Source organism: Pseudomonas sp. NFX5 (genome assembly GCF_049132125.1).
Classification (GTDB): domain Bacteria; phylum Pseudomonadota; class Gammaproteobacteria; order Pseudomonadales; family Pseudomonadaceae; genus Aquipseudomonas; species Aquipseudomonas marginalis.
The window spans coordinates 704230-730757 of record NZ_JAFMZG010000044.1; the positions used below are offsets into that span (position 1 = coordinate 704230).

The 26528-nt window shown below is 63.2% G+C and carries 26 protein-coding genes; 11 read left to right on the forward strand and 15 right to left on the reverse strand.

Features of this window, described 5'->3' with window-relative positions; translation table 11 throughout:
- Window positions 1-274 precede the first annotated feature (274 nt).
- On the forward strand, window positions 275-1450 hold the full coding sequence (locus tag J1N02_RS31330) for an MFS transporter (RefSeq protein ID WP_027607904.1): 1176 nt from the start codon (window positions 275-277) through the stop codon (window positions 1448-1450).
- Here the strand turns inward: J1N02_RS31330 and J1N02_RS31335 are convergent.
- Together J1N02_RS31335 and J1N02_RS31340 are read right to left on the reverse strand one after the other, a co-directional pair.
- A complete protein-coding gene (locus J1N02_RS31335) occupies window positions 1444-2481 on the reverse strand; it encodes an alpha/beta hydrolase family protein (protein ID WP_027607905.1) in 1038 nt (345 codons plus the stop codon). The genes J1N02_RS31330 and J1N02_RS31335 overlap by 7 nt on opposite strands.
- A gap of 240 nt (window positions 2482-2721) precedes the next feature.
- Window positions 2722-3333: an FMN-dependent NADH-azoreductase gene (locus J1N02_RS31340; protein WP_027607906.1), complete on the reverse strand. Its 612-nt coding sequence runs from the start codon at window positions 3331-3333 to the stop codon at window positions 2722-2724.
- 126 nt (window positions 3334-3459) lie between these two features.
- Here J1N02_RS31340 and J1N02_RS31345 point away from each other — a divergent pair, with 126 nt between their 5' ends.
- Together J1N02_RS31345 and J1N02_RS31350 are read left to right on the forward strand one after the other, a co-directional pair.
- Window positions 3460-4368, forward strand: coding sequence for a LysR substrate-binding domain-containing protein (locus tag J1N02_RS31345; protein ID WP_027607907.1), 909 nt, complete (start codon window positions 3460-3462; stop codon window positions 4366-4368).
- On the forward strand, window positions 4365-4727 hold the full coding sequence (locus J1N02_RS31350; protein WP_065941321.1) for an MmcQ/YjbR family DNA-binding protein: 363 nt from the start codon (window positions 4365-4367) through the stop codon (window positions 4725-4727). Before J1N02_RS31345 ends, J1N02_RS31350 begins: the two co-directional genes overlap by 4 nt.
- On the opposite strand, the gene J1N02_RS31355 is transcribed toward J1N02_RS31350, so the two are convergent.
- Together J1N02_RS31355 and J1N02_RS31360 are read right to left on the reverse strand one after the other, a co-directional pair.
- Window positions 4710-5093: a DUF1294 domain-containing protein gene (locus J1N02_RS31355; RefSeq protein ID WP_092359431.1), complete on the reverse strand. Its 384-nt coding sequence runs from the start codon at window positions 5091-5093 to the stop codon at window positions 4710-4712. The two genes, J1N02_RS31350 and J1N02_RS31355, sit on opposite strands and share 18 nt — an antisense overlap.
- Entirely contained in the window at window positions 5090-5920 is an 831-nt protein-coding gene (locus J1N02_RS31360; RefSeq protein ID WP_027607910.1) for an undecaprenyl-diphosphate phosphatase, read from the reverse strand. Before J1N02_RS31360 ends, J1N02_RS31355 begins: the two co-directional genes overlap by 4 nt.
- 229 nt (window positions 5921-6149) lie before the next feature.
- Between J1N02_RS31360 and J1N02_RS31365 the strand changes: the two genes are divergently transcribed.
- From J1N02_RS31365 to J1N02_RS31375, 3 genes are all read left to right on the forward strand, one after another.
- Window positions 6150-7784, forward strand: a complete 1635-nt coding sequence (locus J1N02_RS31365) for a methyl-accepting chemotaxis protein (protein WP_027607911.1) — start codon at window positions 6150-6152, stop codon at window positions 7782-7784.
- Window positions 7785-7961: 177 nt separating this feature from the next.
- Window positions 7962-8525, forward strand: a complete 564-nt coding sequence (gene pnuC, locus J1N02_RS31370) for a nicotinamide riboside transporter PnuC (protein WP_414887253.1) — start codon at window positions 7962-7964, stop codon at window positions 8523-8525.
- Window positions 8522-9040: an AAA family ATPase gene (locus J1N02_RS31375; RefSeq protein ID WP_027607913.1), complete on the forward strand. Its 519-nt coding sequence runs from the start codon at window positions 8522-8524 to the stop codon at window positions 9038-9040. Before pnuC ends, J1N02_RS31375 begins: the two co-directional genes overlap by 4 nt.
- Window positions 9041-9133: 93 nt before the next feature.
- Here the strand turns inward: J1N02_RS31375 and ggt are convergent, their stop codons facing one another.
- The 10 genes from ggt to J1N02_RS31425 all read right to left on the reverse strand — a co-directional run bounded on the left by ggt (window position 9134) and on the right by J1N02_RS31425 (window position 20869).
- On the reverse strand, window positions 9134-10858 hold the full coding sequence (gene ggt, locus J1N02_RS31380) for a gamma-glutamyltransferase (RefSeq protein WP_414887254.1): 1725 nt from the start codon (window positions 10856-10858) through the stop codon (window positions 9134-9136).
- A gap of 92 nt (window positions 10859-10950) precedes the next feature.
- Window positions 10951-13653 carry a cystathionine beta-lyase gene (gene metC, locus J1N02_RS31385; RefSeq protein ID WP_414887255.1) on the reverse strand — a complete coding sequence of 901 codons (2703 nt, stop codon included), beginning with the start codon at window positions 13651-13653 and terminating at the stop codon, window positions 10951-10953.
- Window positions 13654-13809: 156 nt separating this feature from the next.
- Window positions 13810-14403 carry a cysteine dioxygenase gene (locus J1N02_RS31390; RefSeq protein ID WP_414887256.1) on the reverse strand — a complete coding sequence of 198 codons (594 nt, stop codon included), beginning with the start codon at window positions 14401-14403 and terminating at the stop codon, window positions 13810-13812.
- Between the two features lie 16 nt (window positions 14404-14419).
- Window positions 14420-15244: an amino acid ABC transporter ATP-binding protein gene (locus J1N02_RS31395; RefSeq protein ID WP_027607917.1), complete on the reverse strand. Its 825-nt coding sequence runs from the start codon at window positions 15242-15244 to the stop codon at window positions 14420-14422.
- Entirely contained in the window at window positions 15231-15914 is a 684-nt protein-coding gene (locus tag J1N02_RS31400) for an amino acid ABC transporter permease (RefSeq protein WP_027607918.1), read from the reverse strand. Before J1N02_RS31400 ends, J1N02_RS31395 begins: the two co-directional genes overlap by 14 nt.
- Window positions 15904-16629 carry an amino acid ABC transporter permease gene (locus tag J1N02_RS31405; RefSeq protein ID WP_027607919.1) on the reverse strand — a complete coding sequence of 242 codons (726 nt, stop codon included), beginning with the start codon at window positions 16627-16629 and terminating at the stop codon, window positions 15904-15906. Before J1N02_RS31405 ends, J1N02_RS31400 begins: the two co-directional genes overlap by 11 nt.
- Complete coding sequence (locus J1N02_RS31410) at window positions 16626-17828, reverse strand: aminotransferase class I/II-fold pyridoxal phosphate-dependent enzyme (RefSeq protein ID WP_092359421.1); 1203 nt, start codon at window positions 17826-17828, stop codon at window positions 16626-16628. The genes J1N02_RS31405 and J1N02_RS31410 overlap by 4 nt, the downstream gene beginning before the upstream one ends.
- Window positions 17825-19246 carry an FAD-binding oxidoreductase gene (locus J1N02_RS31415; protein ID WP_414887257.1) on the reverse strand — a complete coding sequence of 474 codons (1422 nt, stop codon included), beginning with the start codon at window positions 19244-19246 and terminating at the stop codon, window positions 17825-17827. The genes J1N02_RS31410 and J1N02_RS31415 overlap by 4 nt, the downstream gene beginning before the upstream one ends.
- Window positions 19239-20045 carry a transporter substrate-binding domain-containing protein gene (locus tag J1N02_RS31420; RefSeq protein WP_414887258.1) on the reverse strand — a complete coding sequence of 269 codons (807 nt, stop codon included), beginning with the start codon at window positions 20043-20045 and terminating at the stop codon, window positions 19239-19241. The genes J1N02_RS31415 and J1N02_RS31420 overlap by 8 nt, the downstream gene beginning before the upstream one ends.
- Window positions 20046-20047: 2 nt before the next feature.
- Complete coding sequence (locus tag J1N02_RS31425; protein ID WP_169898151.1) at window positions 20048-20869, reverse strand: transporter substrate-binding domain-containing protein; 822 nt, start codon at window positions 20867-20869, stop codon at window positions 20048-20050.
- Window positions 20870-21112: 243 nt separating this feature from the next.
- Here J1N02_RS31425 and J1N02_RS31430 point away from each other — a divergent pair, with 243 nt between their 5' ends.
- Both J1N02_RS31430 and J1N02_RS31435 read left to right on the forward strand, forming a co-directional pair.
- On the forward strand, window positions 21113-21964 hold the full coding sequence (locus J1N02_RS31430; RefSeq protein WP_370671275.1) for a LysR substrate-binding domain-containing protein: 852 nt from the start codon (window positions 21113-21115) through the stop codon (window positions 21962-21964).
- 78 nt (window positions 21965-22042) lie between these two features.
- On the forward strand, window positions 22043-23188 hold the full coding sequence (locus J1N02_RS31435; protein WP_027607925.1) for a MalY/PatB family protein: 1146 nt from the start codon (window positions 22043-22045) through the stop codon (window positions 23186-23188).
- A 47-nt stretch (window positions 23189-23235) separates the two neighbouring features.
- Here the strand turns inward: J1N02_RS31435 and J1N02_RS31440 are convergent, their stop codons facing one another.
- Window positions 23236-23451, reverse strand: a complete 216-nt coding sequence (locus tag J1N02_RS31440) for a TOBE domain-containing protein (RefSeq protein ID WP_003173733.1) — start codon at window positions 23449-23451, stop codon at window positions 23236-23238.
- Between the two features lie 340 nt (window positions 23452-23791).
- On the opposite strand from J1N02_RS31440, the gene J1N02_RS31445 reads away from it, so the two are divergent.
- From J1N02_RS31445 to J1N02_RS31455, 3 genes are read left to right on the forward strand one after another with little or no spacing between them, the layout of a single operon-like run.
- Entirely contained in the window at window positions 23792-24763 is a 972-nt protein-coding gene (locus J1N02_RS31445) for an aliphatic sulfonate ABC transporter substrate-binding protein (protein WP_027607926.1), read from the forward strand.
- 10 nt (window positions 24764-24773) lie between these two features.
- Entirely contained in the window at window positions 24774-25601 is an 828-nt protein-coding gene (locus tag J1N02_RS31450; RefSeq protein ID WP_027607927.1) for an ABC transporter permease, read from the forward strand.
- Complete coding sequence (locus J1N02_RS31455) at window positions 25598-26314, forward strand: ABC transporter ATP-binding protein (protein ID WP_027607928.1); 717 nt, start codon at window positions 25598-25600, stop codon at window positions 26312-26314. The genes J1N02_RS31450 and J1N02_RS31455 overlap by 4 nt, the downstream gene beginning before the upstream one ends.
- Window positions 26315-26528 lie beyond the last annotated feature (214 nt).

Below are 26528 nucleotides of genomic sequence, written 5' to 3' on the forward strand. Positions count from 1 at the left end.
GCGGGCTTGCCCCGCGCTGGGCTGCGCAGCAGCCCCAATAAAAAACACCGCATTCTGCCAGGCAAAACGCGGTGTTCGTTTTCAGGGCTGCTGCGCAGCCCAGCGCGGGGCAAGCCCGCTCACCACAAAAGCCCGTTCACCACAACAAGCCTGCTCACCACAAAAGCCCGCTCGCCACAGTAGGCCGGTTTCTCAGCCAAAGTAGTTAGCCTGCTTCCTTTTCCCCCAAGCCCTTGCCATGATGCATTCACCGCCCGCCCGCGAACGAGTGCCCATGTCCAACGCCGCCCCCTCCTCCCTGTCGATCACCCTGCAGATCGTCTCCATCGTGTTCTACACCTTCATCGCCTTTATCTGCATCGGCCTGCCGATTGCGGTAATCCCGGGCTATGTCCATGAGCAACTGGGCTTCAGCGCGGTGGTGGCCGGGATTACCATCGGCTCGCAGTACCTGGCAACCCTGCTCAGCCGCCCCATGGCCGGGCGCATGTCCGACAACGTCGGCACCAAGCGCGCGATTGTGCTGGGGCTGGCGGGCATCCTGGTCAGCGGTGTATTGACGTTCTTCGCCACCCTGGTGGACAGCCTGCCCAGCCTGAGCCTGGGGATTCTGATCGTCGGCCGGCTGTTACTGGGCGTGGCCCAGGGTCTGATCGGCGTGGGCACCATCAGTTGGTGCATGGGCCAGGTCGGGGCGGAGCACACGGCGCGGTCGATTTCGTGGAATGGCATTGCCTCCTACGGTGCCATCGCCATCGGCGCGCCGCTCGGGGTGGTGATGGTCGCCGAATATGGCTACACCAGCCTGGGTATCGCGCTGTCGGTGTTGGCGGCGCTGGGCCTGATGCTGATCCGCAACAAACCCTCGGTGCCGGTGGTGCGTGGCGAGCGCCTGCCGTTCTGGGCGGTGTTCGGGCGCATCGCACCCTTTGGTGCCAGCCTGTGCCTGGCCTCCATCGGCTACGGCACCCTGACCACCTTTATCACCCTGTATTACCTCAATCGCGGCTGGGCCGGCGCGGCGTACTGCCTCACGGTGTTTGGCGTATGTTTTATCCTCTCGCGGCTGCTGTTCATCTCCGCGATCAGCCGGTTTGGCGGCTTCAGGGCGGCGATTGCCTGCATGATCATCGAGACCCTGGGCCTGACACTGCTATGGCTGGCACCGTCCACCGGCGTAGCCTTGATCGGTGCAGGGCTGACCGGCTTTGGCTTGTCGCTGGTGTACCCGGCGCTGGGCGTTGAGGCCATCAAGCAGGTGCCCAACAGCAGCCGCGGTGCCGGCCTGAGTGCCTATGCGGTGTTTTTCGACCTGGCCCTGGCGATTGCCGGGCCGTTGATGGGCGCCGTGGCGCTGAACCTGGGTTACAGCTGGATTTTCTTCTGCGCAGCGCTGTTATCGGTCACGGCGCTGGGCGTGACCTTGCTGCTCAAGCGCCGCGCTTACTGATCGGCGGTCTGCAAGCCGGCGCGGGTAGCCTGGCCGAGGGTATGGGTGAAAAAACGCCCGGCCTCGGAGATCAGGTCGCGGTGGATGCCTTCACGGTCGACGCCGTCCGCATCGGTGCAGATGGCCGGCATCGCGGCCAGTTGGTCGCTGTCGCACGGCGCCATGAACACGAAGTGCCCTGCCCCCGCCAGCAGCTTGAAGTCCGGTGGCTCCGGCAGTTTGCGTGCCAGGGCGGCGGCATTCTTGTCGACCGCCACCAGCTTGTCGCCATCGCCGCTGTAGAGCAGCACCGGCACATGCACGTCGGCCAGGGTGTGGCGGCCGAACATCAGGCTCAACGGCGCCATCAACATCAAGGCATGAATGCGCGGGTCGGATTGCGGTTGCAGGTCGTCACGGTCCACCACCAGTTCGCCCTTGGTGGTGCAGGCATCACGATCTTCGGGGCGTTCCTGGCAATAGCGGCGCAGGCGGTCGAAGTCCGGCTTGGCTCCCGCCAGGATCAACGCGGTTTCGCCACCGGCCGAATAGCCGATAACACCCACCTGATCGACGTTGACGAACGGCGACAGCATCGGGTCGGCCAGGGTCGCGGTGATCGCTTCGGAAATCTGGATCGGCCGGCCGTACAGGTTACTCACCGTGCCCAGGCGGCTGTGGTCCTTATAGTTATCGCCGGGATGCAACACCGCGACCACCACAAAGCCTTTGCGCGCCAGGGAGGTGGCCAGGTCATGCAGGGCCAGCGGCGTACCGGTGTTGCCATGGGACAGCATCAACATCGGAAAGCGGCCAATGGCGATCTTGGAATCTTCGCTGGCGGCGACGTGGTAGGGACCCAGTTGCGTGCTGTGTTCATCGTCGGTGGACGGGTAGAAGGCCACGGCTTTCATCGGCTGCAGGTCCAGCGGGTCGAGAAAGCTCATGCGGTGGAAGCCCACACTCCAATGGGGGTGTGGCGCGGGCGCGGCGTGCACTGAAATCAGGCCGCCGAGCAGGGAAAGAACCATAACAGCACAAAGACGCATCATGAGGATGTCCACCTTTGCTGCGTGACCACGTTCAACACCCGCGGCATGTCTATATGAAAAGTCCATGGTTCAAGGCACTCGCATCGGGTGATAAACCCATGCGTGCATAACCTGGGCCAAAGTAATGACCGCGGGTAAACGAAAAAACTCCGTACTCCGGTCGTTTCAGGCGACAAGAATACAGAGTTTAGGCGCCCGGCTTCGGATTGAAACCGAGCAGAGGCGAAATTTACACAAGCCTTACGCAGCTGCGAACAATTGTTCGTTGATGAGCACGTTGGCGTCGCTCAGGGATTTGCTGCGCACTTCATCACCGTAGGCCAGGCCATGGGCGCGGACGAATTCGATGTCGGTAATGCCGAGGAAGCCCAGCATCACCTTGAGGTATTCCTCGTGGGCCACACCGGTTGCCTGGCCGACATGCATGCCGCCGGAGGTGGACACAATGATGACTTTCTTGTTACCGCACAGGCCTTCAGGGCCCGCTTCGGTGTAACGGAAGGTCTGGCCGGCAACGGCGATGCGGTCGATCCAGGCTTTCAACTGGGTTGGAATGGTGAAGTTGTACATCGGCGCACCGATCACCACGGCGTCGGCGGCGAGGAATTCGGCCAGGCTGTTGGCGCTCAGGTCGGCCTCGTGCTGTTGTGCGGCGTCACGCAGTTCGGCGGCGGTGCCCAGGGCGCCCAGGGTCGCGCCGGAGAAGTGGTTGATGCCTTCGCTGGCGAGGTCACGGTAGGTCACTTCCACACCTGGCTCGGCCGCTTGCCAGGCCTTGACCACGCCAGCGCTGAGCTGCCGGGAAGCCGAGTTGTCGCCGAGGATACTGGAATCGATGTGCAACAGTTTCATGGTGGATCTCCGAGTGTGGGATCGACAGTGGCGATCAGATGGAGGGGATGCTACGCATGAAACCAATAGTCGATAAGACGCCTGAAATGCGATAGTTTGTCCCACTGACAGGACAATAGGCTGACCATGCAAGACCTCAACGACCTCTACTATTTTGCCAAAGTCGTCGAAGCCGGCGGCTTTGCGGCGGCCGGGCGGCTGTTGGGCATTCCCAAGTCGCGGCTGTCGCGGCGCATTGCCGAGCTGGAAGAGCGCCTCGGCGCGCGCCTGCTGCAACGCACCACGCGGCAACTGACCCTGACCGCCGTCGGCGAGCGCTACCTGCGCCACTGCCAGGCGATGTTACTGGAAGCGGAAATGGCCGACGAGGCCGTCGCCAGCATGTCCAGCGAACCCCGTGGGCGGCTGAGGGTGACGTGTCCGGTGGGCCTGGCGCAAAACATGATGCCGGATGTGGTTGCGGGTTTCCTGGCTGCCCACCCCCAGGTGCAGTTGGAGATGACCCTGGTCAACCGCCGTGTCGACCTGGTAGCCGAAGGCATCGATGTGGCGCTGCGCGTGCGCGAACTCGGCGATGAAGACCCGCTGCTGGTCACCAAGCGCCTGCGCCCCGCCCAGACGGCCCTGGTCGCCAGCCCGAACTTTTTGCACGGTCGGCACATCAACAGCCTCGACGACCTCAAGCAACTGCCGATACTCGGCGCGCTGGAAGCAGACCGCATGGTGCACCAACGCATCCTCGATCCCGAAGGCAACCCCCACGACCTGGTGATGGAAGCGCGCCTGGGCGTCGATGACTTCAACGTACGCAAGGCCAGCGCCATCATGGGCCTGGGCTTTACCGTGCTGCCGATGATGTACTGCGAAGAAGAACTGGCCAGCGGCCGGCTCGTACAATTGCTGCCGGAATGGTCGTTGCCGGGCGGCTGGCTGCAGGCCGTCTACCCGCATCGCCGTGGCGTGCTGCCGGCGATTCGCGCCTGGATCGATTACCTGGAAGAAGGCTTCAAAAGCTGCGGAGACCGCCTGCTATGAAAATGACCGAAGCACAGGTCGCAACGTTCTGCCTGAGCCTGCCCGGCGCGCGGGAAGACTACAAATGGGGTGGCGTGCGGGTGTTCTCGATAGCAGGCAACAAGATGTTTGCCCTGCAAAACCTGCGCGGCGACTCGCTGGCGTTCAAGGTCGACAAGGACTTGTTCCTCGGCCATGTGGACCGTCCCGGCATCCACCCGGCGCCGTACCTGGCACGCGCGCAGTGGATCATCATGAACACGCCCTACCCGCTGGGGGCCGAGGAACTGCGTAGCCTGTTGCAGCGCTCCCACCAGTTGGTGGTGAGCAAATTGCCCAAGCGCACACAGGTGGGGTTGCTGCTAGAGAACGGACAGTAGCGTGCCACCGAGGAACAACTGGTCCAGCCAGAACACCTGGTGCAACAGCACGATCACCCAGAACAGCACCTGGTAAGACACCTTGCGCGTCTTGTGCCGGAACACCTGCTGGGCAATCAGCGCCCCCGGCCAGCCGCCCGCCAGTTCCACGGCGTGGAGGATGTTCTCAGGGGTGCGCCAACTGTCGGTGCGAGCCTTGCGCTTGTCGCTCCAATACAGGAAAAACGCGATCACGCTGACCACCCCATAGGCCACCAGCGGAATCACGGTTTCGCCGCGTTGCCACACCAATACCGACCCCACCAGCGGCGCCGCGCACAGCAGCACAAAGATCGCCGCTTTCAAGCGCGGATGCTGAATCATCATGCCTTGGCCGCTGCCCAGTCGATCCAGCCGAATTGCCAGGTCGCCAGGATCAGCAGGCCGAACGCAATGCGGTACCAGGCGAACGCCGCGTAGCTATGGCTGGCGATGAACTTGAGCAAGCCCTTGACCGCGATCATCGCGAAGATGAACGAGGTGACGAAGCCGATGGCGAACACCGGCAGGTCCGCCGGCTGGAACAGGTCGCGGTATTTGTAGCCCGAGTACACCGCCGCACCGACCATGGTCGGCATGGCCAGGAAGAACGAAAACTCGGTGGCGGTCTTGCGCGACAGGCCGAACAGCAGGCCGCCAATGATGGTCGAGCCGGAGCGCGACGTACCCGGGATCATCGCCAGGCACTGGGCAAAACCGACCTTGAGCGCGTCTTTCCAGGTGATGTCATCGACGCTTTCGGCGTGCACTTCATGCTCGCGGCGCTCGGCCCACAGCATGACGATGCCGCCGATCACCAACGCGGCGGCCACGGTGATCGGGTTGAACAGGTAATGGTGGATCAGGTCGGCAAAGATCACCCCCAGCACCACGGCGGGCAGGAACGCGATCAGCAGGTTGACCGTGAAGCGTTGGGCGTTGCGCTGGGTCGGCAAGCCGGTGACCACATCGAGGATCTTGCGCCGGAATTCCCAGACCACCGCGAGGATGGCGCCCAGCTGGATGATGATGTTGAACGCCATGGCGCGTTCGCCGCCGAAGTCGAGCAAATCGGCGACGATAATCTGGTGTCCGGTGCTGGAGATCGGCAGGAACTCGGTAAGCCCCTCCACGACGCCAAGAATCAATGCCTGAATGGCGGTCCAAAAATCCATGCTTCCCCCAAAGGTCATGCGCGGTGGCATGCCTTATCAATCTTTTAATGGTTCACTGACGAGCGCACTCAAGTGCCCGGTGTTGACCATGGTCAATGCCGGTCTGCAAAAATTCTGTGAAAAATCAGGCAGTACTCAGGTTTTGCGATTTCAGGCCGAAAGCCTATCAGACGAGGCGTAAAAGTCGATGCGACGCCCACAATTATAAAAAGCCCGGAGTGACAGGACGATGAACAGTTTGCGCAATATGTCGATCAGCCGACGCCTCTGGATGATCCTGATCGTCGCCGTGCTGATGCTGATGGCCCTGGGTTTGCTGATGCTCAAGCAGATCCACGACGACCTGTACCAGGCCAAGCGCCAGCAGACCCAGCACGTGGTCCAGACCGCCAGCGGGATCCTGACGTTTTATCACAGCCTCGAAACCACCGGGGTTATGACCCGCGAAGCGGCGCAAAAACAAGCCCTGAGCGCGGTGCGCGGCTTGCGCTATGACCACGACGACTATTTCTGGATCAATGACCTCACCCCCGTGATGATCATGCACCCGGCCAACCCCAAGCTGGACGGCCAGAACCTCTCGGCCATCCGCGATCCCGACGGGTTTGCCGTGTTCAACGAGTTCGTGATCCTGGCCAAGGCCAAGGGGGCCGGCATCATCAACTACCGCTGGCCGAAGCCAGGCGCGGAGGCGCCGGTGGCGAAAACCTCGTATATCCAGTTGTTCGAGCCGTGGGGCTGGATCATCGGCTCCGGCGTGTACGTGGACGATGTGCAGGCCGAGTTCAACAGCCAAGTGTGGAAGGCCTCGCTTATCGTCCTCGGCATCGCACTGGTGATGGCCCTGCTCGTATCGCTGATTGCCCGCAGCATCGTGCGCCCCCTGCAGGATGCGGTGAACGCCATGGGCAACATCGCCAGCGGCGAAAGCGACCTGACCCGCAGCCTCGACACCCACGGCCGCGACGAAGTCACCCAGCTGTCCCAGCACTTCAACACCTTCACGGCCAAGCTGCGCCAGGTCGTCAGCCAGTTGCAGGTGTGCGCCAACGCCCTGGGCCAGTCCTCCACGGAACTGGGCAACAACGCGACCCAGGCCCACGACCGCAGCCAGCAGCAGTCCCAGCAGATGGAACTGGTGGCCACCGCCATCAATGAAGTCACCTACGGCGTGCAGGACGTGGCCAAGAACGCCGAACACGCCGCCAGCGAAATGCGCGATGCCCAGGCCCAGGCGCAGCAAGGCCAGGTCAATATCGACAGCAGCCTGCAGCAGATCGACCAGCTCTCCACCACCATCAGCCAGGCCGTGGAAGTGATCCGCACCTTGTCCAGCGAAAGCACGCAGATCGGTGGCGTGTTGGAAGTGATCCGCTCCATCGCCGACCAGACCAACCTGCTGGCCCTCAACGCCGCCATCGAAGCGGCGCGCGCCGGGGAACAAGGCCGTGGTTTTGCCGTGGTGGCCGATGAAGTCCGCCTGCTGGCCCAGCGCACGCAAAAATCCACCGCCGAGATCCAGGCGATGATCGAGCGCCTGCAAGGTCACTCGGAAGCCGCGGTCAAGGTGATCAGCGACAGCCACAGCGCCTCGCAACTGACCATCGAACAAGCCGGCCAGGCCGGTGCCAGCCTTACCGCCATCGGCCAGGCGCTGCACAACCTCAACGGTTTGAATGCCTCGATTGCCAGCGCCACCCTGCAACAGGCCCATGTGGTGGAAGACATCAACCAGAACGTCACCCAGGCTGCGAGCCTGTCCCACAGCACCGCAATGGCGGCCGAGCAGTCCAACGTGGCCAGCGTGCATTTACGCGGGCTGAGCGAGCAGCTCGACGGCCTCTTGCGCCAGTTCAAGGTCTAACACTGCTCCAAATGTGGGAGGGGGCTACACCCCGATGGCGATACATCAGTCTGCATATGTGCAGCTGACCCTCCGCTATCGGGGCAAGCCCTCTCCCACATTTGCCTTACTGTGTTTTGAAGATTGCTGGCCTCTGGTTACAATCCCCGCCCTCTCCCACTCTCCCAAGGAACCGCCATGTCCGGGCTTGAACTGTTCGCCGCCGCCCTGGGGGTGATCGCTGTCTGGCTGACGGTCAAGCAAAACCCCTGGTGCTGGCCCATCGGCCTGGTGATGGTGTTGCTGTACACCTGGGTGTTCTATGACGTGAAGCTCTATTCCGACATGCTGCTGCAAGTGGTCTACGCCGCCCTGCAAGTCTACGGCTGGTGGCAGTGGACCCGCGCCGGCGAGGTCAGGCAAGGGCGCCAGGTCACCCGCCTGGGTTGGCCGGCAATCATGATCAGCATGACCATCGGTGCGGTCGGCAGCCTGCTGCTGGGCGCTGCGATGGCGCACTGGACCGACGCCGCGCAACCCTGGCTGGATGCCGCCCTCACCGGTTTCAGCCTGGTGGCGCAAATGTGGATGGCGCAGAAACGCGTGCAATGCTGGCCGCTGTGGATTGCCGTGGACGTGATTTTTGTCGGGCTGTTCCTCTACAAAGGCTTGTACCTCACCGCTGCGCTCTATGCCCTGTTCACCGTGATCGCCGTGCAAGGCTGGCGTGAATGGCGCGCCGACCCGGCGTTGCAACCATGAAGGTGGTGGTACTGGCCGGCCCCGAATCCAGCGGTAAAAGCTGGCTGGCTGCCGAGTTGCACGCGCATTTCGGTGGGCTGATGGTGCGTGAATACGTGCGCGATTTCATGGACCGCCACCAGCGCGACACCAGCCTGGCGGATATCCCGGCCATCGCCCACGGCCAACTGTCCTGGGAAGATGCCGCCCGCGCCCGGCAGCCGCGCCTGCTGGTCCTCGACACGCACCTGCTGACCAACAAACTCTGGAGCCAGACCCTGTTCGGAGACTACCCGGCATGGCTCGACGACGAACTGCTGGCGCGTCACTACGACCTGCACCTGCTGCTGTCGCCGGATGATGTGGAATGGACCGCCGACGGGCAGCGCTGCCAACCGGAACTGGCCGACCGCCAGGCGTTTTTCCAGGACAGCCTGGCGTGGATGCAGGCGCATCGACAGGCGGTGGTGATCATCAGGGGGAGTTGGGAGGAGCGCCGCACCGCCGCCTTTGCTGCGGTAGAACAGCTGTTGTAGTGAGCGGGCTTGCCCCGCGCTGGGTGGCGAAGCCACCCCAATAAAAACACCGCAGCCTGCCAGACAGGACGCGGTGTTTGGTTTTAGGGGGGGTTAGTAGCCCAGCGACAGGCCGGTATTACGACGCGGGTCATTCGCGCCATAGAAGCGGTTGTTGCCCACCGGCTTACCCTCCAGGGACGGTGCCCCCACCAGGATCGCCGCCAAGTGGTTGGCATCCTGCGGCCCGGCAAACTTGTGGCCCCAGCTTTCCAGAATCTTCTGGGTGTCCGGGCTGACCGCGAAGGTCTCCAGGTTGGTGGTTTCCGGCATCCATTGCTGGTGGAAACGCGGCGCGTCCACGGCTTCCTGGATATTCATCTTGTAGTCGATGACATTCAGGATGGTCAGCAGGGTCGCGGTAATGATGCGGCTGCCGCCCGGCGTACCTACGACCATCACGGCCTTGCCGTCCTTGGTCACGATGGTCGGGCTCATCGACGACAGCGGCGCCTTGCCCGGTGCGATGGCGTTGGCTTCACCCTGGACCAGGCCGTACATGTTCGGCACCCCGACCTTGACGGTGAAGTCGTCCATTTCATCGTTGAGGATCACCCCGGTCTTGCTCGCCATCACGCCCGCACCGAACCAGTCGTTGAGGGTGTAGGTCACCGAGACCGCGTTGCCCCACTTGTCGACGATGGAATAGTGGGTGGTGTTGTTGCCTTCATGGGGCGACACACCGGGTTTGATCGCCTGGGAATCCCCGGCCTTCTGCGGCTCGATGGCGTCACGCAGCTTGGCCGCGTAGTTCTTGTCCAGCAGATGCTCGATCGGGTTCTTCACGAAATCCGGATCGCCCAGGTAGCTGTTACGGTCCACGTAGGCGTGGCGCATGGCTTCGATCTGGTAGTGCAGGCCCTGGGCCGAGTGATAGCCGAGGTCGGCCATCGGGTAGCCTTCGAGGATGTTCATGATCTGGCAGATCACCACGCCGCCCGAACTTGGCGGCGGTGCCGAGACTACGTGGTAGCCGCGGTAGTCGCACTCGATGGGCGCCAGTTCGCGGGTCTTGTACTTGTCCAAGTCGGCCTGGGTGATGATGCCCTTGCCGGCCTGGCTGGAATCCACCAGGGCCTTGGCGACCCAACCCTTATAGAAACCGTCGCTGCCCTTGGCGGAGATTTCCTTGAGGGTCCTGGCCAGGTCTTTCTGCACCAGCTTCTGGCCGACCTGCAGCGGCTGGCCGTTGTGCAGGAAGATCCCGCGCATATCCTTGTCTTTTTCGAACTCACCGGTGGCGGTGTGCAGCAGGTCGATATCGCCCTGCTCCAGGGCAAAGCCGTTTTCCGCCAGCTTGATCGCCGGGGCAATCACCTGGGCGCGCTTGAGGGTGCCGTACTTGCTCAGGGCCAGCTCCATGCCGGACACGGTGCCGGGCACGCCGACCGCCAGGTGCCCCTTGGCACTCAGGCCTTCGACCACATTGCCGGCCTTGTCCAGGTACATATCGGCGGTGGCCGCCAACGGGGCCTTTTCGCGGAAGTCGAGGAAGGTCTTGCGCCCATCCGCCAGTTGCACGGTCATGAACCCGCCGCCGCCCAGGTTACCCGCCGCCGGGTACACCACCGCCAGCGCGTAGCCGACCGCCACGGCGGCATCCACCGCGTTACCGCCGGCCTTGAGTACATCCACGCCGACATGCGTGGCCAAATGCTGGGCGGTCACCACCATGCCATTTTCACCGGCCACCGGGGCCTGGGACGCGGCTTGCACGCCGCTGACCGTCAACACCAGGGCGGTGGCAATCAGTGTGCGGCTGAAGGGTTGGTATTTCATCCATGGCTACTCTAGTTATTGAGATGCACCAAAATAGCCCGTCCCGAATTTAATCCCCAGCGCAATGGCGTTTTTATTACAGAACCTGTCGGTCACAGAACGGCACGTGCAAAGCCGCGTTGCAGATCCTCGATCAATGCCGCCACATCTTCCAGACCGATATGCAGGCGCACCACCGGGTTCAGCCCACGGTCCGCCGCACTGTCGCGGTCGCCGGTGTCGGCCACGGTGACCAGGCTTTCATAGCCGCCCCACGAAGCGCCCAGGCCGAACAGCTGCAAGCCGTCGATAAACCGCTCGACGTAGGCGGCCTCGGCATTCACCAGTTCAAACGACACCAAGCCATTGCTGCCGGTGAAGTCCCGGCGCCACAACCCATGCCCCGGATGCCCGGGCAAGGCCGGGTGGAACACGCGCTTGACCTGGGGTTGCGCCTGCAACCACAGGGCGATGTCCACGGCCTGGCGTTCGTGCACATCCAGGCGCGAGGCCAGGGTGCGGGCGCCGCGCAGGATCAGGTAGGCGTCGTCGGCACTCACCGCGTTGCCGAAGGTGTCGCTCATCCTGCCCAGCGCCGGCCAGGCCGCTGGTGTGGTGCACACACTGCCCATCATCACGTCGCTGTGGCCGCCGAGGTATTTGGTCAGGGCCATGATCGAAATATCCGCGCCCAACGCCAGTGGCCGGTACAGGTAGCCCGAGCCCCAGGTGTTGTCGACGGCGAGCAGGATGTCGCGAGGCTTGCACAATGCGGCAATCGCCGGCAGATCGCACAGCTCATACAACAGTGAGCCCGGCACTTCGGCGTAGACCAGCCGGGTATTGGCTTGCAGTTGCGCTTCCAGCCCCTTGCCATCGGGTGCGAAGTAGCCGACCTCGATGCCGAACGGCTGGAGGAATTCCCGTGCCAGCTTGCGCACCGGGGAATACACCGCGTCGGTGATCAGCACATGATCGCCGGGGCGCAGGTAGGCCAGGAACACCTGGGCCGCCGCCGCCAGGCCCGTGCCGTAGAGCCGTGTGCGAAAGCCGCCCTCCAGCTCGGTGACCAGGTCTTCCAGCGCATGGGAGGTCGGGTTGCCACGCGCGCCGTAGCTGAGCACCCGTTCGCTGTCGCGGCGGGCACGGGCGTCGCGCATCTGCGCCAGGTTGTCGAACAGCACGGTGCTCAGGCGCGTGACGGGTACGTTGACGGCGCGGCCGCCGTGGCCTTTTTCGGTACGCGCGGCATGGATCAAGCGCGTGCGCACCCGCGACACAGGTACCAGCGGCTTGAAGCTGGCGATTTCCGCTTCGCTCATTTGTGCGAGCAGGCCGATTTCCCAGGCCAGGTACTGGCGCGCGGCGTCCTTGTTGCCGCTGTGACGGTCGTGGGTGAAAAACAGGAAGTCGATGCACTCGGCGTCGGGCGGTGTCTGCGGATCTTGGTTGACCGGCAGGCCGGCCGAGACCCAGGCAGCGAAGCCACCGTCAAGCAACCTGGCCGACAGGCCTTCGGCAGCAAAGGCCGCCAATGCCGGGTCATCTGCCACCAGCACCAAGGGACGATGGTCGGTCTTGAGCCGCGCACGAATCGACCAGCGGGACCCGGCAATATGGCCCTTGCGGTAGGCCATGCTCGGGCGCAGGTCGATCAGGTTCACATCGCTCAATTCCAGCGCCAGGGCCTGGGCGCTGATCAGCGGCAACGGCTCGTACGCCACCGTCGGCAACACCGGCAGCGCCAGGCCGCTGTCGATACCACCGCTGAGCACATAGGCTTCGTGCCCGAGTTGACGCAGCCAACTGGCGACAATCGGCGCACGCACACCATCGCTGTCCACCAGCACGATGCGTGCCTGGCGCACGCCGATATACAAGTCGGTGGACTGGATCAACTGCCCGCCCGGTGTATGTTGCGCGCCTGGCAACGAGCCAAGGGCAAACTCTTCAGCGGTGCGCACATCACACAGGAACAGGCTGCGTTGCGCGTCCTCGGCCCATTGTCGAACCTGATCCGCCGATACCGTCACCACCCCTGACCGCTCTGCCAATTGCCGCGCAGCCAGGCGCTGCCGAGCCAGGTCAGTGCTGACCTGATCGGCATAGCGCCGAGTACTGCCATGTTCCAGCTGGAAATCTTCCAGGTACCAGCCCTGGGTCCCGTTTTCCAAGGCATAGACAGGGTTTTTCAGGCCCAGGTTGATCAGGGTCTGGGCGCCGATAATGCTGCGGGTGCGTCCTGCACAGTTGATAACGACGGGCGTGCTTTCATCCGGCACCAGGTCCTGTACACGGTAGCCCAGCTCACCGTTGGGGCAGCAGATGGAACCGGGGATGGTCATCTTGCGGTACTCCTCGAACGGTCGTCCGTCGAGCACCACCAGCGGCTCGCCGCGCGCCTGCCAATCCGCCAGCTGCCGCGCAGTGACATGGGGCGTGTGACTGGCCTCTTCCACTAACTCACCAAAGGCCTTGGACGGTACGTGCACACCGGCAAACAGCTGCAACCCCGCCGCCTGCCAACCCTCGGCACCGCCCTCCAGCACATGCACGCGGCGGTAGCCCAGCGCCTGCAAACGCGCGGCAACCAGCGCCGCCACCTCGCCGCCATCCTGGTCATAGATCACCAGCCGCACCTGCGGGTTGGGCGCCAGGCGGCGTACTTCCAGCTCCAGGCGGCTATAGGGCAGGTTCACCCCATGGAACAGGTGGGCTTCGCCGTATTGCCCGTGCTCGCGCACGTCGAACACGGCGATTTCCTGCCCATCGAACAGCCATTGCTGCAGTTGAAGTGGGGTGATGGTCTGGCTCATGGAAGTCCCAACAATTAAGAGAAAAGTGACTGCAACACTAACTGTGGGGGGGGGGCTTGCCCCCGATGAGGGCGTGTCAGTTAATCCATCCGGTGACCGGCACTCTGCCATCGGGGGCAAGCCCCCTCCCACATTTGATCCGGTTGCACCCCGCGATCAGTAAGCGCGAATAGACGGCGCCATCTGCGAGGCGTTGTAGTTGAGGATGCGGCCGTCCGCGTCCACGCCGTAGCGGCCATTGAGGGATTCCAACGGCAAGCCATACAGGTGGAAATGCAACGTTGCCTGCTCACCTTCAACCTTGATGCCATGCAGGTCTTCACCGAGGAACGAGATCGACGTGCCTGGCTGCACGATCACTTCTTTCTCCAGGCTGAGGGTGGTGAAGCCCGGTTCGCGGCCTTCGTCATTGCGTGCATAGACGTAGTTGATCTCCTGGCCTTCCACCGCGCTGATGATCGCCCAGGTTTCGTGGTTGTGCGGGAGCGTGCTTTTGCCCGGCAACAACGAGTTGAGGTACAGGGTCGGCGTATCGCCGTCGTCGTTCAGCCGATAGCGGAATGCGCTGCTGCCCTGCCCTGGCACGGGTGCGGGGAATGCCTCGAAGTTGAACAGGTCGCGGCGCTCGGCCAATTGCTCCAGCAGGCCGACGATGTCCACCAGGGCCGCACGGTCTACGCCGCGCTGGTTGATGACGCGGATCTGCTGCAAAAACGCCTCGATCACGGCGGCACGGTTTGCGTTGCTCATCACGGTTTTCCTCTTATCAGACTGACAGGCTGTAACGGCTCAAATGGGTCAACAGGTACGGGTCATGGTGGATGGGGCCACGGCGCCCCGAGTCGCCCAAGGCATGGCGCAGGAACGTCTGGGTGCGTTCGTTGCCAGGGTTCTGGAAGATCTGCGCGGCGCTGCCATGCTCGACAATCACGCCGTTTTCGGTGAAGTACACGACGTCGCTGATCTCTTCGGCGAAGCGCATTTCATGGGTGACCAGCACGCAGGTCATGCCCTCTTCGGTCAACTCGCGGATCACCGTCAGCACTTCGCCGACGGTTTCCGGGTCGAGCGCCGAGGTCACTTCGTCAAACAGGATCAGCTCCGGGCGCATCGCCAGGGCGCGGGCAATCGCCACGCGCTGCTGCTGGCCGCCGGACAACTGGCCCGGGTACGCATCGGCCTTGTGCTCCATGCGCACCTTGGCCAGCAGCGCCCGCGCGTCTTTTTCCGCATCGGCACGGCTGCGACCGAGCACCTTGCGCGGGGCGATCACCAGGTTTTCCAGCACCGACAAGTGCGGGAACAGGTTGTATTGCTGGAACACAAAGCCGACGCGCTTGCGCAACTCGATGCGCTGGGCTTCCTGGACCAGGCTGTCGACCTGGGTCTGGTCCACGCGAATGCTGCCGCGCTGGGGCTGCAACAGCCCGGTGATGCAGCGCAGGATCGTGGACTTGCCCGAGCCCGACGGGCCGATGATCGACACGGCCTGGCCGCGCAGCACGTCGAGGTCGATGCCCTTGAGCACCGGGTTGGCGCCGAACGACAAGTGCACATCCCGCAGGCTCACCAGGGGTTCAGTAGAAGGCATAACGGCGCTCCAGGTGTTGGGTCAGGCGGGAAATCGGGTAGCAGTACGCAAAGAACAGCACCAGCAGGCTCAGGTAGATCACCACGGTAAAGCCGGTCATGTTCACGGTGTTGCTGGCGATCTGCGCGGTGTCGATCACATCATGCACGCCCACCAGCGAGGCCAGCGCGGTGCCCATGGTGACCACCGCGTAGAGGTTCATCCACGGCGGCAACATGCGCTTGAAGCACTGCGGCAGGATGATCGAGCGAAACAGCTGGCCACGGGTGAACGCCAGGGACCGCGCGGCTTCCCATTGGGTGCTGGGGATCGAACCGATGGCGCCACGGAAGATTTCCGCGACATTGGCGCTGGCCGGCAAGGCCAGGCCGATAGTGACCTTGACCCAGTCGGGGAACGACACGTAGCCGCTGCCGATCCGGATCTCGAACGGGAACACATAGGTGGTGAAGTAGATCAGCACCAGCCATGGCGCATTACGAAACACCTGCACCCACAGCCGCGCCACAAAGCCCAGGGGCGACAATGCCAATGCACCGATCAACAGGCCCAGCACCGAACCAATGCCGATCGCCAGCAGGCTGATCAGAATGTTCTGGCCAAAGCCTGCGACCAGCGCCGGCGACCATTGCCACAACGCCGACAGCACGGGAAATGAATCAATGGCCATAGCCGGGCATCCTCAGGCGCGCTTCAAGCCAGCGTCCCACACAATTGACGATAAAACTCAGCAGGCCGAAAAAGCTCAGGATCAGGAGCATCAGCTCCAGCACGTTGTCACTCTGGGTCCAGATCATGATCGCCGCGTAGGTGATGTCGCCCACCGCAATCGCGGAGGCCACGGCGGTCATCTTCACCAGGTCGATCAGGTTGTTGATCAGCGATGGCAAGGCAAAGCGCAGCGCCAGGGGCAACTGCACATTCCACAGCAACTGGCGGCGACTGAAGGCCAGGGAGCTGGCGGCCTCCAGCGTGACGGCCGGCACCGCTTCGATGCCGGCGCGCAGGGCCTCGGCATGGAACGCGCCCTTGTGCAGGGAAATCACGATCACCACCCAGGCAAACGGCGTCAGCGGATTGGCCGCGCCGACCGCCTGGGTCAGCAGCATGTTCAACACCAGGAACGCGCAATAGAGCTGCACCAGCGTCGGCGTGTTGCGCGTGACTTCCACGAACACCCGCGCCGGCTTGGCCAGCCACGGGTTGCCTGAGGTCAGCATCGCAGCCAGCGTGATCCCCGCCAGCAAGCTGCCGAGGATGGTGAACAGGCACAGCAGGCCGGTGGTCAGCGCGCCCTGGACCAGGCTGCCGCGCTGATAGGCGTCGAGCAGGAAGGTGTAGTTCAGGCCGATACGCGCGGCCCAATCGACGAAAAGCTCCATCATTGCAATTTTCCGCAGGCTGTCACGATACGCCGCCCGGCTTCGGCAACGCTGTCGGTCGCGGTGGCGATGGACAGGCGGAACCACGGCGACAGGCCATAGGCACTGCCCGCCACGCCGGCCACGCCTTCCTCCAGCAACCAGGCCACCACATCGGCGTCATTGTCGATACGCTGGCCGTCCGGACGAGAACGCCCCACCAGCCCGGCGCAACGCACGAAGACGAAGAAGCCGCCTTGGGGCTCGAGTACGTCCAGTCCATCGATGTTTTTCAGCGCCTCGACCAGCATGTCGCGGCGCAATTGATAGGCTGCGACCTGCTCCGCGAGGAAGTCCAACCCGCCGGTATACGCCGCCAACGCTGCCGCCTGCCCCACCGATGAGGCGCCGGAAGTGGATTGGGATTGCACCACCGCCATGGCGTCGGTGAGGGTTTTCGGCCCCGCCCCAAAGCCGATGCGCCAGCCGGTCATGGCGTAGGTCTTGGACACGCCGCCCACCAGCAGGCAGCGCGCCTGCAAATCCGGCGCGACATTCAACAGGCTCTGCGCCGGGCGACCATCGAAGCGGATGTGTTCATACAGCTCGTCCAGCAGGATCAATACGTGGGAATGACGCCGCAGCACCTCGGCCAGCGCCTGCAGCTCGGCTTCGCTGTACACCGCGCCACTGGGGTTGCCGGGGCCATTGAGGATCAGCCAGCGTGTGCGTGCGCCGATGTGCTGCTCCAATTGCGCGGGCAGCAGCTTGCAGCCCTGCTCCAGGCCGCATTCGATAAACACCGGTTCGCCGCCATTGAAACGCACGCTGTCCGGGAAAGACGGCCAGTACGGCGTCGGCACCAGCACTTCATCACCGTCATCCAGGGTAGCGGCGAAGGCATTGAAGATAATCTGCTTGGCGCCATTGGCGATCACGATGGACGCCAGCGGGTAGTCGAGTTGGTTTTCTTCGGCCAGCTTGCGCTGCACCGCGACGCGCAAGGCTTTAACGCCCGGCGTCGGTGTGTATTTGGTCGCGCCGGCAGCGATGGCTGCGCAGGCGGCCTGCTTGATGTGCTCGGGCGTGTCGAAATCCGGCTCGCCGGTGGTGAGGTCGAGGATGTCGCGACCGGCATCGCGCAATTCAGTCGCGCGGGATTTGGCCGCGGCGTTGGCGGACAGCGACACTCGCTGCACGCGCCGGGACAGGCGTACGGTCATGGCTGAACCTCGAGGACTTTGCCGGGGTTGAGCAGGTTGTGCGGATCCAGCGCCTGCTTGATGCGGCGCATCAGGTCCAGCTCCACCGGGCTTTTATAGCGGCCGAGCAGGCCGACCTTGCGCTGACCGATGCCATGCTCGGCGCTGATCGAGCCGCCGTGGGCGTTGGCGCTGTCATGCACCAGCGCGCTCAATTGCGCGTAATGGGCCATATGCGCCTCCACCGTCGAATCCAGCGGATGGGCCACGTTGTAATGCAGGTTGCCGTCGCCCAGATGGCCAAAGGTGAAGTTGCGCACGCCGGGGAAATGTTCCTGGAGCACTGCATCGGTGTGGGCAACGAAGGCCACCACCTGAGAAATCGGCACCGAGATGTCGTGCTTCATGTTGCCCCCGGCACGTTTCTGCGCCTCACTCATGTTCTCGCGCAGCAGCCACAAGGCGTCGCTTTGCGCCAGGCTTTCGGCGATCAGGGCGTCGGCGATCAATGTGTGCTCGAAGGCTTCTCCGAGCACGCGCTCAAAGGCCTCGCGGGCATGGCTCTCGCCATGGTTATCCGAGAGTTCGATCAAGGCAAACCAGGGTTGGCGCGCGCTGCTGAACGGCTGGGGACCGTCAGGGAACTCGTCGCGCAGCAAGGCCAGGCAATCGGCGCTGAGCAATTCGAAAGCGGTGAGATTGGCGCCAAAACCGGCACGGGCGTGGGACAGGAACGCCACCGCCTGGGCCAGCTCGTCAAAGGCCAACAATGCGGTGGCCTGGGCCTTGGGCAGCGGGAACAGCTTCAAGGTGGCGGCAGTAATAATGCCAAGGGTGCCTTCGCTGCCGATGTACAGGTCGCGCAGGTCGTAGCCGGTATTGTCCTTGCGCAAACCGCGCAGGCCATCCCATATCTCGCCTTCGGCGGTGACGACCTCCAGGCCCAGGGTCAGCTCACGGGTGTTGCCATAGCGCAGCACGGCGGTGCCGCCGGCATTGGTACCGAGATTGCCGCCGAGGGTGCAACTGCCTTCGGCGCCCAGGCTCAACGGAAACAGACGGCCGGCCTCGCGGGCCAGGTCCTGGACGTTTTGCAGGATGCAGCCGGCTTCTACCGTGAGGGTGTCATTGTCGGTATCGACATTGCGTATACGGTTCATGCGGTCGAGCAACAGCAGCACCGAGCGCCCGCTGGCATCCGGCGTCGCGCCGGCCATCAGGCCGGTGTTGCCGCCCTGCACCACGATGGGCGCTTTCAACGCCACACAGGCGCGCACCACCGCGGCAACTTCTTCGGTATTCCCTGGGTGCACCGCCGCTACCACCCGCCCGCTATAACGGCCCTGTTTATCGGTGAGGCGGTGCGCCGCCTCATCACTGGTTTGTACATGGGCCGTGCCGAGCAGTTGTTGCAAGGTGGCGAACAGCGCATCACTCATGGCTGAACTGCTCATGCAGGTCGCGCAAGGCCTGGGACGGTGCCATGCCGGTGCGCTCGCCGAGGGCGATCAGGAAGCCGCTTTTATGCCAGCCCTTCACGATGGCATCGAGTCTGGCCTGGGTGTCGTGTTCGCCCTTGCGAATCCAGATCACCGATTTCGACGGGATCAAATCGCCAGGCAACGGGATTTCATAACCGGCCCACTCGGCATCGCTGAGCAGCGCATGCATGGTCGGGCTGACATGTACGGCGGCCACGCAACCATTGCCACGCAGCGAGAGCAGCGATTCGGATTGGCTGCGGAACGCCTTGATCTGTGCGCCGTAGGTCTCCTGCAAAGGCTTGATGAAGTTACTGCCCTGGGACACGCACACCGGCTGGCCCTTGAGGTCGGCCCACTGCTGGATGCCGGCGCCTTTGCGAATCAACGCAGCGCCGCCGACTTCTTCATAGGGCGTAGGCACGTAGTCGAGGATTTCGGCGCGCTCTTCGGTGAACTGCATATTGGCGATCAGAATGTCGACCTTGCCCTGTTGCAGGAACTGCACGCGGTTGGGCGCCAGCACCGAGACAGTCTGGGTCTCGACACCCAGCGCCTGGCCGATGCCTTTGGCCAGCTCGACGTTGTAGCCCAGGTGTTCGCCGGTCTTGGGATCAATGGTGCCGAACGGCGGACCGCTGAGGATCACGCCGACGCTTACGACGTGGCGTTGCTGGATCTTGTCGAGGGTGGCGTCGGCATGGGCGAGGCCCGCGCACAGGGCCAGGCCGAGTGCGGTGAAGGTTTTCAGGTTCATGCTCAGGCGCCCTTGAACTGTTTCTGCAATTCCACCAGGGCCGGTGATGCCGGGCTGATGCGGTTGCGGGTCTGGGCCTCGATCAGCCAGCCGCTGCGGTGCAGTTCCTTGACGATCGGGTCGAGCCTGGCCTGGGTGTCATTCTCGCCACGACGGGTCCAGATCACCGACGGTGCCGGGTTGAGTTCCGGACCAAGGACGCGGTAGTCCTTCCATTCGGCACTGTCGTTGATCAACGGGTTGATCAGGGTAGAGTCGTGTACCGCCGCGACGCAGTTGTTGCCCCGCAGGGCCAGCAGCGATTCGGACGAGCTCTTGAACGCCTTGAGCTGCGCGCCGAACCCGGTCAGCGGCTTGACGTAGCTGCTGCCCTGGGAGGTGCACACGGGTTGGTCCTTGAGGTCTTCCCAGCGGGTGATCTGGCTGTCTTTGAGCACCGCAGCCGCACCGCCGACGCGGTAGAACGGCGTCGGCACGAAGCCGAGGATTTCACCGCGTTCGGCGGTCCATTCCATATTGGCGATGAGCAGGTCGACCTTGCCCTGTTGCAGGAACTGCACGCGGTTGGCCGGCAATACCGGCACCAGTTGCACTTCGGCCTTGAGTTGACGGCCCAGCTCATTGGCCAGGTCGACGTTCAAGCCCTTGGGCTGTTGCGTGGCCGGATCGATGCTGCCAAACGGCCCGCCGGACAACAACACGCCCACCACCAACACATGGCGCTGCTCGATCTTGTCCAGGGTCGCATCGGCCTGCGCCGCCACACTGCCGCCCAGGGCGATCATCGACCCCAGGGCCACCGGCAACCATTTCTTCAACATCATTGGACTTCCCCCTGGCGAATGATCGGCGTACCCCGACCTGATGGAGGGGCATGCTAGGGAGAGTGCGCGGGCAACGGAAATGCAAATATCTCATATCGTTATAACTTGCCGTGTCTACCCCGCCTTCGTTTTTGGCATAACCCTTTATTTATTGACCCACGCAAAAATAATCTTCAGAAAAGCATAAATATCTGTAATGTTTAACTTCACGTCCTTGATATAAAACCGCCCCTGGAAATGGCCATGTCGACCCTCGATCTTGAACTCCTGCGCACCTTTATCGCCGTGGTCGACCACCACAGTTTCGCCGAAGCCGGCACGCACCTGGCGCGCACCCAGTCGTCCGTGACCCAGCATATGCAGCGCCTGGAGCAGCAAGTGGGGGTCAGCCTGTTCGAGAAGCGCGGCCGGCAAAAACAACTGACCGAGCCCGGCCTGCAACTGCTGCGTCATGCGCGGCAGATGCTGGCGCTGAATGACGATGCCTTGAATTCCCTGCGCGAGAGCAGCCTGAGCGGTGTGCTGCGCATCGGCTCGCCCCACGATATTGCCGACACCATCCTGCCGCCGATCCTCAGCCATATCGCCCGCTCGGCGCCGCGCCTGCGCCTGGAGATCGACGTGGGCCGCAGTCCGTTCCTGATGGACGACCTGCACCGGGGCAAGGTGGACATGGTGATCTCCACCCGCGCCGACCCGAACCTGGAAGGCTTTGCGCTGCGTACGTCGCCGGTGTGGTGGATCTGTTCGGCGCAGTACATCCACCAGCCGAGCGAGCCGCTGCCGCTGATCCTGGTGGATGAGCCGAGCATCTACCGGCGCTACGCGCTGGAGGCGCTGGAACGGGCGAACATTCCCTGGCGCCAGGCGTACCTGGCGTCGAACCTGATCGGGATTAAAGCGGCCACTCGCGCGGGCCTGGGGGTGACGCCGCGCAGCATGGAAATGCTCGGCCCGGACATGCGCGTGCTGGGCGAAACGGATGGGTTGCCGAGGTTGCCGGAGGTCACGTATTACCTGTGGATTCGGCCGAATACGGCGAACCCGATTGCGCGCAAGGCGTATGACTTGATTCGGGGCAGCCAGGGCCTGTAAAGACGGGGCTGGCATCTGGATTTTATCCCGTTAGAATCATCGCCATTCCCGCCTGCCCTCCCTGACACGAGCCCCTTCATGAGCTTTGATTTCGACACGATCCACCCCCGCCTCGGCACCGGCAGCACCAAGTGGAACCGCTACCCGGCCGATGTGTTGCCGATGTGGATCGCCGACATGGACATCGCCGCGCCGCCCGCCGTGCTGCAGGCCCTGCACGCGCGCCTCGACCAGCAGATTCTCGGCTACAGCGTGGCCGGCCCGGATGTACGCGAGGCCATCGTGGCCGACCTGTGGGCCAAGTACGCCTGGCGCGTGCAGCCCGACGACCTGCTGTTCCTGCCCGGCGTCGAGCCTGGCTTCAATATGGCGCTGCACGCCTTCGTCCAACCGGGCCAGCCGGTGGTGCTGCAAACCCCCAACTACCGGCCGATTCGCCTGGCGCCCGGCCACTGGAACCTGCCGCGCATCGAAGTACCGTTCGAATTGAACAACGCTGAATACGTCACCCCCATGCCCGCCCTGCGCGAGGCCCTGAGCGGCGCCGGCGCACTGCTGCTGAGCAACCCGCACAACCCGATCGGCAAGGTCTTCCCCCGCGAAGAACTGCTGGCCCTGGCCACTGCCTGCCTGGAAAACGGCGCGCTGATCATCAGCGACGAAATCCACGCCGAACTGTGCTTCGACGGCCGCCGCCACATCCCCACCGCCAGCCTTAGCCCTGAGATTGCCCAGCGCACCATCACGCTGATGTCGGCGAGCAAGGCCTACAACGTGGCCGGCCTGAAGACCTGCTTTGCGGTGATCCAGAACGCCGAGATCCGCGAGCGCTTCAACCAGGCCCGCTGCGGCATGGTCGACAGCGTCAGCCCCCTGGGGCTGGAAGCCACCCGCGCTGCCTACAGCCAGTGCGGTGAATGGCTCGACGCGCTGAAGCACTACCTGCAAGCCAACCGCGATTACCTTCTCGACGCCGTGCAAACCCGTTTGCCCGGCGTGGTGATGCATGCGCCGCAAGGCACCTTCCTCGCCTGGCTGGACTGCAGCGCCCTGGGCCTGGACGACCCACAGCAGTTCTTCCTCGAACAGGCCAAGGTCGGGCTGAGTGCGGGGATCGAATTCGGTGACGACAGCCAGCAGTTCGTGCGCCTGAACTTCGGCTGCCCACGGGCTTTGCTGGAAGAGGGTCTGCAACGTATGGAGCGTGCGCTGCAGCAACGCTGAGGCAGGCTTTATGGATGTGGGAGCAGCGCTCCCACATCCGGTGGGCTTCACAGCTTGGCGATGGACACTTCGGTGGACTTCACGAAGGCAATCACTTCGCTGCCCACCTTCAATTCCAGGTCACGCACCGAGCGGGTGGTGATCACCGAGGTGACGATGCCGGACGCGGTTTGCACGTCGATTTCGGACACCACCTCCCCCAGCAGGATTTCCTTGATCACACCCTTGAACTGGTTGCGCACGTTGATCGCTTTAATGGTCATGTCGGCTTTCCTTTTGGCTGTTGGGTCAATCCGCACGAATGCGCAGGCCCTCAAAGTGCGCCATCACGCAGAACATTAAAAGGAATATATAACTCTTTATTTATTCCATAAAAATATATGCGCACTGTTGCCCCACCAACAGCCGATCAACAATTTGCTACCCCCGTAGCAGCTGCGGATTTGGATAAGGCGATATTTACGGTTAAGACGATCTCTACGCGGGGTAGCGGTAACCTTGGCATAGAGACTGCATATTCCTGTAAAGCATGATGAGACATTAAAAATCATCTTTCTGAATATAAGAAAAGCCTTCTCTCAACGCCTTGTCCGGAGCTGTTCCATGAAACCCTTCACCCAGCGTCTACTCGGCGCCTGCGCCCTCATCCTGAGCCTGCAGGCACATGCCTATGCCGCCGAAACCGATCCCGCCGAAGTCAACCTCGACTACGCCTACTACTCGCCGGTCAGCCTGGTGCTCAAGCACTTCGGCTGGCTGGAACAGGCCCTGCCCCACAGCAAGGTCGGCTGGGTACTCAGCCAGGGCAGCAACCGCTCCCTGGAATACCTCAACAGCGGCGGCGTGGATTTCGCTTCGTCCGCCAGCTTGTCCGCCGTGTTGAGCCGCGCCAATGGCAGCCCGATCAAATCGGTGTACGTCTACAGCCGCGCCGAGTGGACCGCCCTGGTGGTGCGCAAGGACTCGCCGCTCAACAGCGTCAGCGACCTGAAGGGCAAGAAAATCGCCGCGACCAAAGGCACCGACCCGTACCTGTTCACCCTGCGCAGCCTGCAACAGGCCGGGCTGAAAAAAGACGACGTGGAACTGGTGCACCTGCAACACCCGGACGGCCGCACCGCCCTGGAAAAAGGTGACGTGGACGCCTGGGCCGGCCTCGACCCGCACATGGCCGCGAGTGAAATCCAGGCCGGTTCGCGCCTGCTGTACCGCAACAAGGATTTCAACAGCTATGGCGTGGTGAGCGTCACCGAGCAGTTCGCCAAGGCGCACCCACAGACCATCACCAAGGTGCTCGGGGCGTATGAAAAAGCCCGGGATTGGGCGGTGAAGCACCCCGATGAATTCGCCAGGTTGCTGGCGGATGAATCCGGCCTGCCGCTGGAAGTGGCCAAGCTGCAATTGTCGCGCACCGATCTGAGCACGCCGTTGTTGAGCGCCAAGGATGTGCAGTCGTCGAAGGCGGCGGCGCCGATCCTGGTGTCCGAGGAATTGGTGCGTCGCGGGGTGAATGTGGACCAGGTGATCGATCAACTGATCGACCCTTCGTTCGGCCAAACCCTGTCGAAGCAATAAGGGGCGCGCGATGACCAGCAAAAGCCAGGCATTGCCCCTTCCGGTCCCCGCGGTCAGCCAGCGCAGCGCCTGGCCACGACGGTTCAAAGGCCTGGTCCTGCCAGTGCTGATCCTGTTGATCCTGGAAGTGGTCGTGCGGGTGGGCTGGCTGCCGTCCTACCAGATGCCGGCCCCCAGCGAGATCGCCGTGACCCTCACCGACCTGGCCGAGGGCGCCTTGTGGAAACACATCAGCGCCAGCCTCGCCCGCGTGCTGCTGGGCTTTGCCATCGGCGCCAGCCTGGCCCTGGTGTTTGCCGCCTGGGTCGGTTTGAGCCGTGAAGCCGAAGCCTACCTGGAGCCGACCTTCGCCGGCCTGCGTTCGATCCCGAGCCTGGCCTGGGTGCCCTTGCTGCTGCTTTGGCTGGGCATCGATGAAACCTCGAAGATTGTGCTGATCGCCATTGGCGCGTTTTTCCCGGTGTACCTCAATGGCGTCGCGGCGATTCGCGATATTGATCGCAAGCTGGTGGAAGTCGGGCAAATGTACGGTTTCAGTCGCCGCCGCCTGGTGCGCCGGATCCTGCTGCCCGCGGCCCTGCCCGGCCTGTTCACCGGGCTGCGCAGTGGCTTGAGCCTGGCGTGGATGTTCCTCGTGGCGGCCGAACTGATCGCGGCGACCAAGGGTTTGGGTTACCTGCTCAGCGATGGGCGGGAAACCTCACGGCCCGACATTGTGCTGGCCGCCATCATCGTATTGGCGCTACTGGGCAAGGTCAGCGACGGCCTGCTCGCGGCGCTGGAGAAACGCTGCCTGGCCTGGCGCGACACCTTCACCGGCCAAGGAGCGGAACAATGAGTACGCAGCCGTTATTGGACATTCGGGTGGAGCGTAAAAGCTTTGCCAGCACCACCGTGTTGAAAGACGTACGCCTGGCCTTGCAGCCGCGCGAAGCGGTCAGCCTTCTGGGCCCCAGTGGCTGTGGCAAAAGTACCCTGCTGCGGATCGTCGCCGGGTTGGAAAAGGACTTCCAGGGCGAACTGCGCAGCCCTGACGGCGACGTGGCGTTCGTGTTCCAGGAACCGCGCCTGATGCCCTGGCTCACGGTGGAGCAGAACATTGGTTTCAGCGATGACAACCGCTACGACAGGGCCTGGGTCACACAATTGATCGAGGAAGTCGGCCTCAAGGGCTTCGCCCAGGCGCTGCCCAAGGCGTTGTCCGGCGGCATGGCACAGCGGGTGGCGATCGCACGCGGCCTGTATTCACGTCCGCAGGTGTTGCTGCTCGACGAACCGTTCAGTGCGGTGGATGCCTTCACCCGCATGAAGCTCCAGGACTTGCTGCTGCAACTGGCCGCGCACCACGCCATCGCCCTGTTGCTGGTGACCCATGATGTGGACGAAGCGCTGTACCTGAGTGACCGGGTGCTGGTGATGGACAACCGGCCCAGCAGCATCCGCCAGGAGCTGACGATCGACCTGCCGCACCCGAGGGATCGGCGTGATCCGTTGCTGGCCCGGCTCAAGGCGCGGGCCTTGACCGAGTTGCAGCGTGCCCACGTGATCTGAGGACTACTCCTAACCTGTGGCAATCCCGCTCACCACAATAAGCTTGCGCAAGCTCACCCGATAACGCATTCGAGATTGCACCTCCACGCCCCACGTGATCTGAGGACTACTCGTAACCTGTGGTGAGCGGGCTTGCCCCGCGCTGGGCTGCGAAGCAGACCCAAAACCAGGCGCTGCGGTTTACCTGACAGAACACAGGGAGCCTGATTGGGGC

Coding starts and splice junctions, on each gene's coding strand:
- J1N02_RS31425 (WP_169898151.1), bottom strand. CDS start 20,869: ATGATGTTGAAGAAATGGTTGCCGGTGGCCCTGGGGTCGATGATCGCC.
- J1N02_RS31400 (WP_027607918.1), bottom strand. CDS start 15,914: ATGGCCATTGATTCATTTCCCGTGCTGTCGGCGTTGTGGCAATGGTCG.
- J1N02_RS31365 (WP_027607911.1), top strand. CDS start 6,150: ATGAACAGTTTGCGCAATATGTCGATCAGCCGACGCCTCTGGATGATC.
- ggt (WP_414887254.1), bottom strand. CDS start 10,858: ATGAAATACCAACCCTTCAGCCGCACACTGATTGCCACCGCCCTGGTG.
- J1N02_RS31410 (WP_092359421.1), bottom strand. CDS start 17,828: ATGACCGTACGCCTGTCCCGGCGCGTGCAGCGAGTGTCGCTGTCCGCC.
- J1N02_RS31455 (WP_027607928.1), top strand. CDS start 25,598: ATGAGTACGCAGCCGTTATTGGACATTCGGGTGGAGCGTAAAAGCTTT.
- J1N02_RS31375 (WP_027607913.1), top strand. CDS start 8,522: ATGAAGGTGGTGGTACTGGCCGGCCCCGAATCCAGCGGTAAAAGCTGG.
- J1N02_RS31420 (WP_414887258.1), bottom strand. CDS start 20,045: ATGAACCTGAAAACCTTCACCGCACTCGGCCTGGCCCTGTGCGCGGGC.
- J1N02_RS31390 (WP_414887256.1), bottom strand. CDS start 14,403: ATGAGCAACGCAAACCGTGCCGCCGTGATCGAGGCGTTTTTGCAGCAG.
- J1N02_RS31430 (WP_370671275.1), top strand. CDS start 21,113: ATGTCGACCCTCGATCTTGAACTCCTGCGCACCTTTATCGCCGTGGTC.
- metC (WP_414887255.1), bottom strand. CDS start 13,653: ATGAGCCAGACCATCACCCCACTTCAACTGCAGCAATGGCTGTTCGAT.
- pnuC (WP_414887253.1), top strand. CDS start 7,962: ATGTCCGGGCTTGAACTGTTCGCCGCCGCCCTGGGGGTGATCGCTGTC.
- J1N02_RS31440 (WP_003173733.1), bottom strand. CDS start 23,451: ATGACCATTAAAGCGATCAACGTGCGCAACCAGTTCAAGGGTGTGATC.
- J1N02_RS31330 (WP_027607904.1), top strand. CDS start 275: ATGTCCAACGCCGCCCCCTCCTCCCTGTCGATCACCCTGCAGATCGTC.
- J1N02_RS31445 (WP_027607926.1), top strand. CDS start 23,792: ATGAAACCCTTCACCCAGCGTCTACTCGGCGCCTGCGCCCTCATCCTG.
- J1N02_RS31335 (WP_027607905.1), bottom strand. CDS start 2,481: ATGATGCGTCTTTGTGCTGTTATGGTTCTTTCCCTGCTCGGCGGCCTG.
- J1N02_RS31345 (WP_027607907.1), top strand. CDS start 3,460: ATGCAAGACCTCAACGACCTCTACTATTTTGCCAAAGTCGTCGAAGCC.
- J1N02_RS31350 (WP_065941321.1), top strand. CDS start 4,365: ATGAAAATGACCGAAGCACAGGTCGCAACGTTCTGCCTGAGCCTGCCC.
- J1N02_RS31435 (WP_027607925.1), top strand. CDS start 22,043: ATGAGCTTTGATTTCGACACGATCCACCCCCGCCTCGGCACCGGCAGC.
- J1N02_RS31340 (WP_027607906.1), bottom strand. CDS start 3,333: ATGAAACTGTTGCACATCGATTCCAGTATCCTCGGCGACAACTCGGCT.
- J1N02_RS31405 (WP_027607919.1), bottom strand. CDS start 16,629: ATGATGGAGCTTTTCGTCGATTGGGCCGCGCGTATCGGCCTGAACTAC.
- J1N02_RS31415 (WP_414887257.1), bottom strand. CDS start 19,246: ATGAGTGATGCGCTGTTCGCCACCTTGCAACAACTGCTCGGCACGGCC.
- J1N02_RS31395 (WP_027607917.1), bottom strand. CDS start 15,244: ATGCCTTCTACTGAACCCCTGGTGAGCCTGCGGGATGTGCACTTGTCG.
- J1N02_RS31360 (WP_027607910.1), bottom strand. CDS start 5,920: ATGGATTTTTGGACCGCCATTCAGGCATTGATTCTTGGCGTCGTGGAG.
- J1N02_RS31355 (WP_092359431.1), bottom strand. CDS start 5,093: ATGATGATTCAGCATCCGCGCTTGAAAGCGGCGATCTTTGTGCTGCTG.
- J1N02_RS31450 (WP_027607927.1), top strand. CDS start 24,774: ATGACCAGCAAAAGCCAGGCATTGCCCCTTCCGGTCCCCGCGGTCAGC.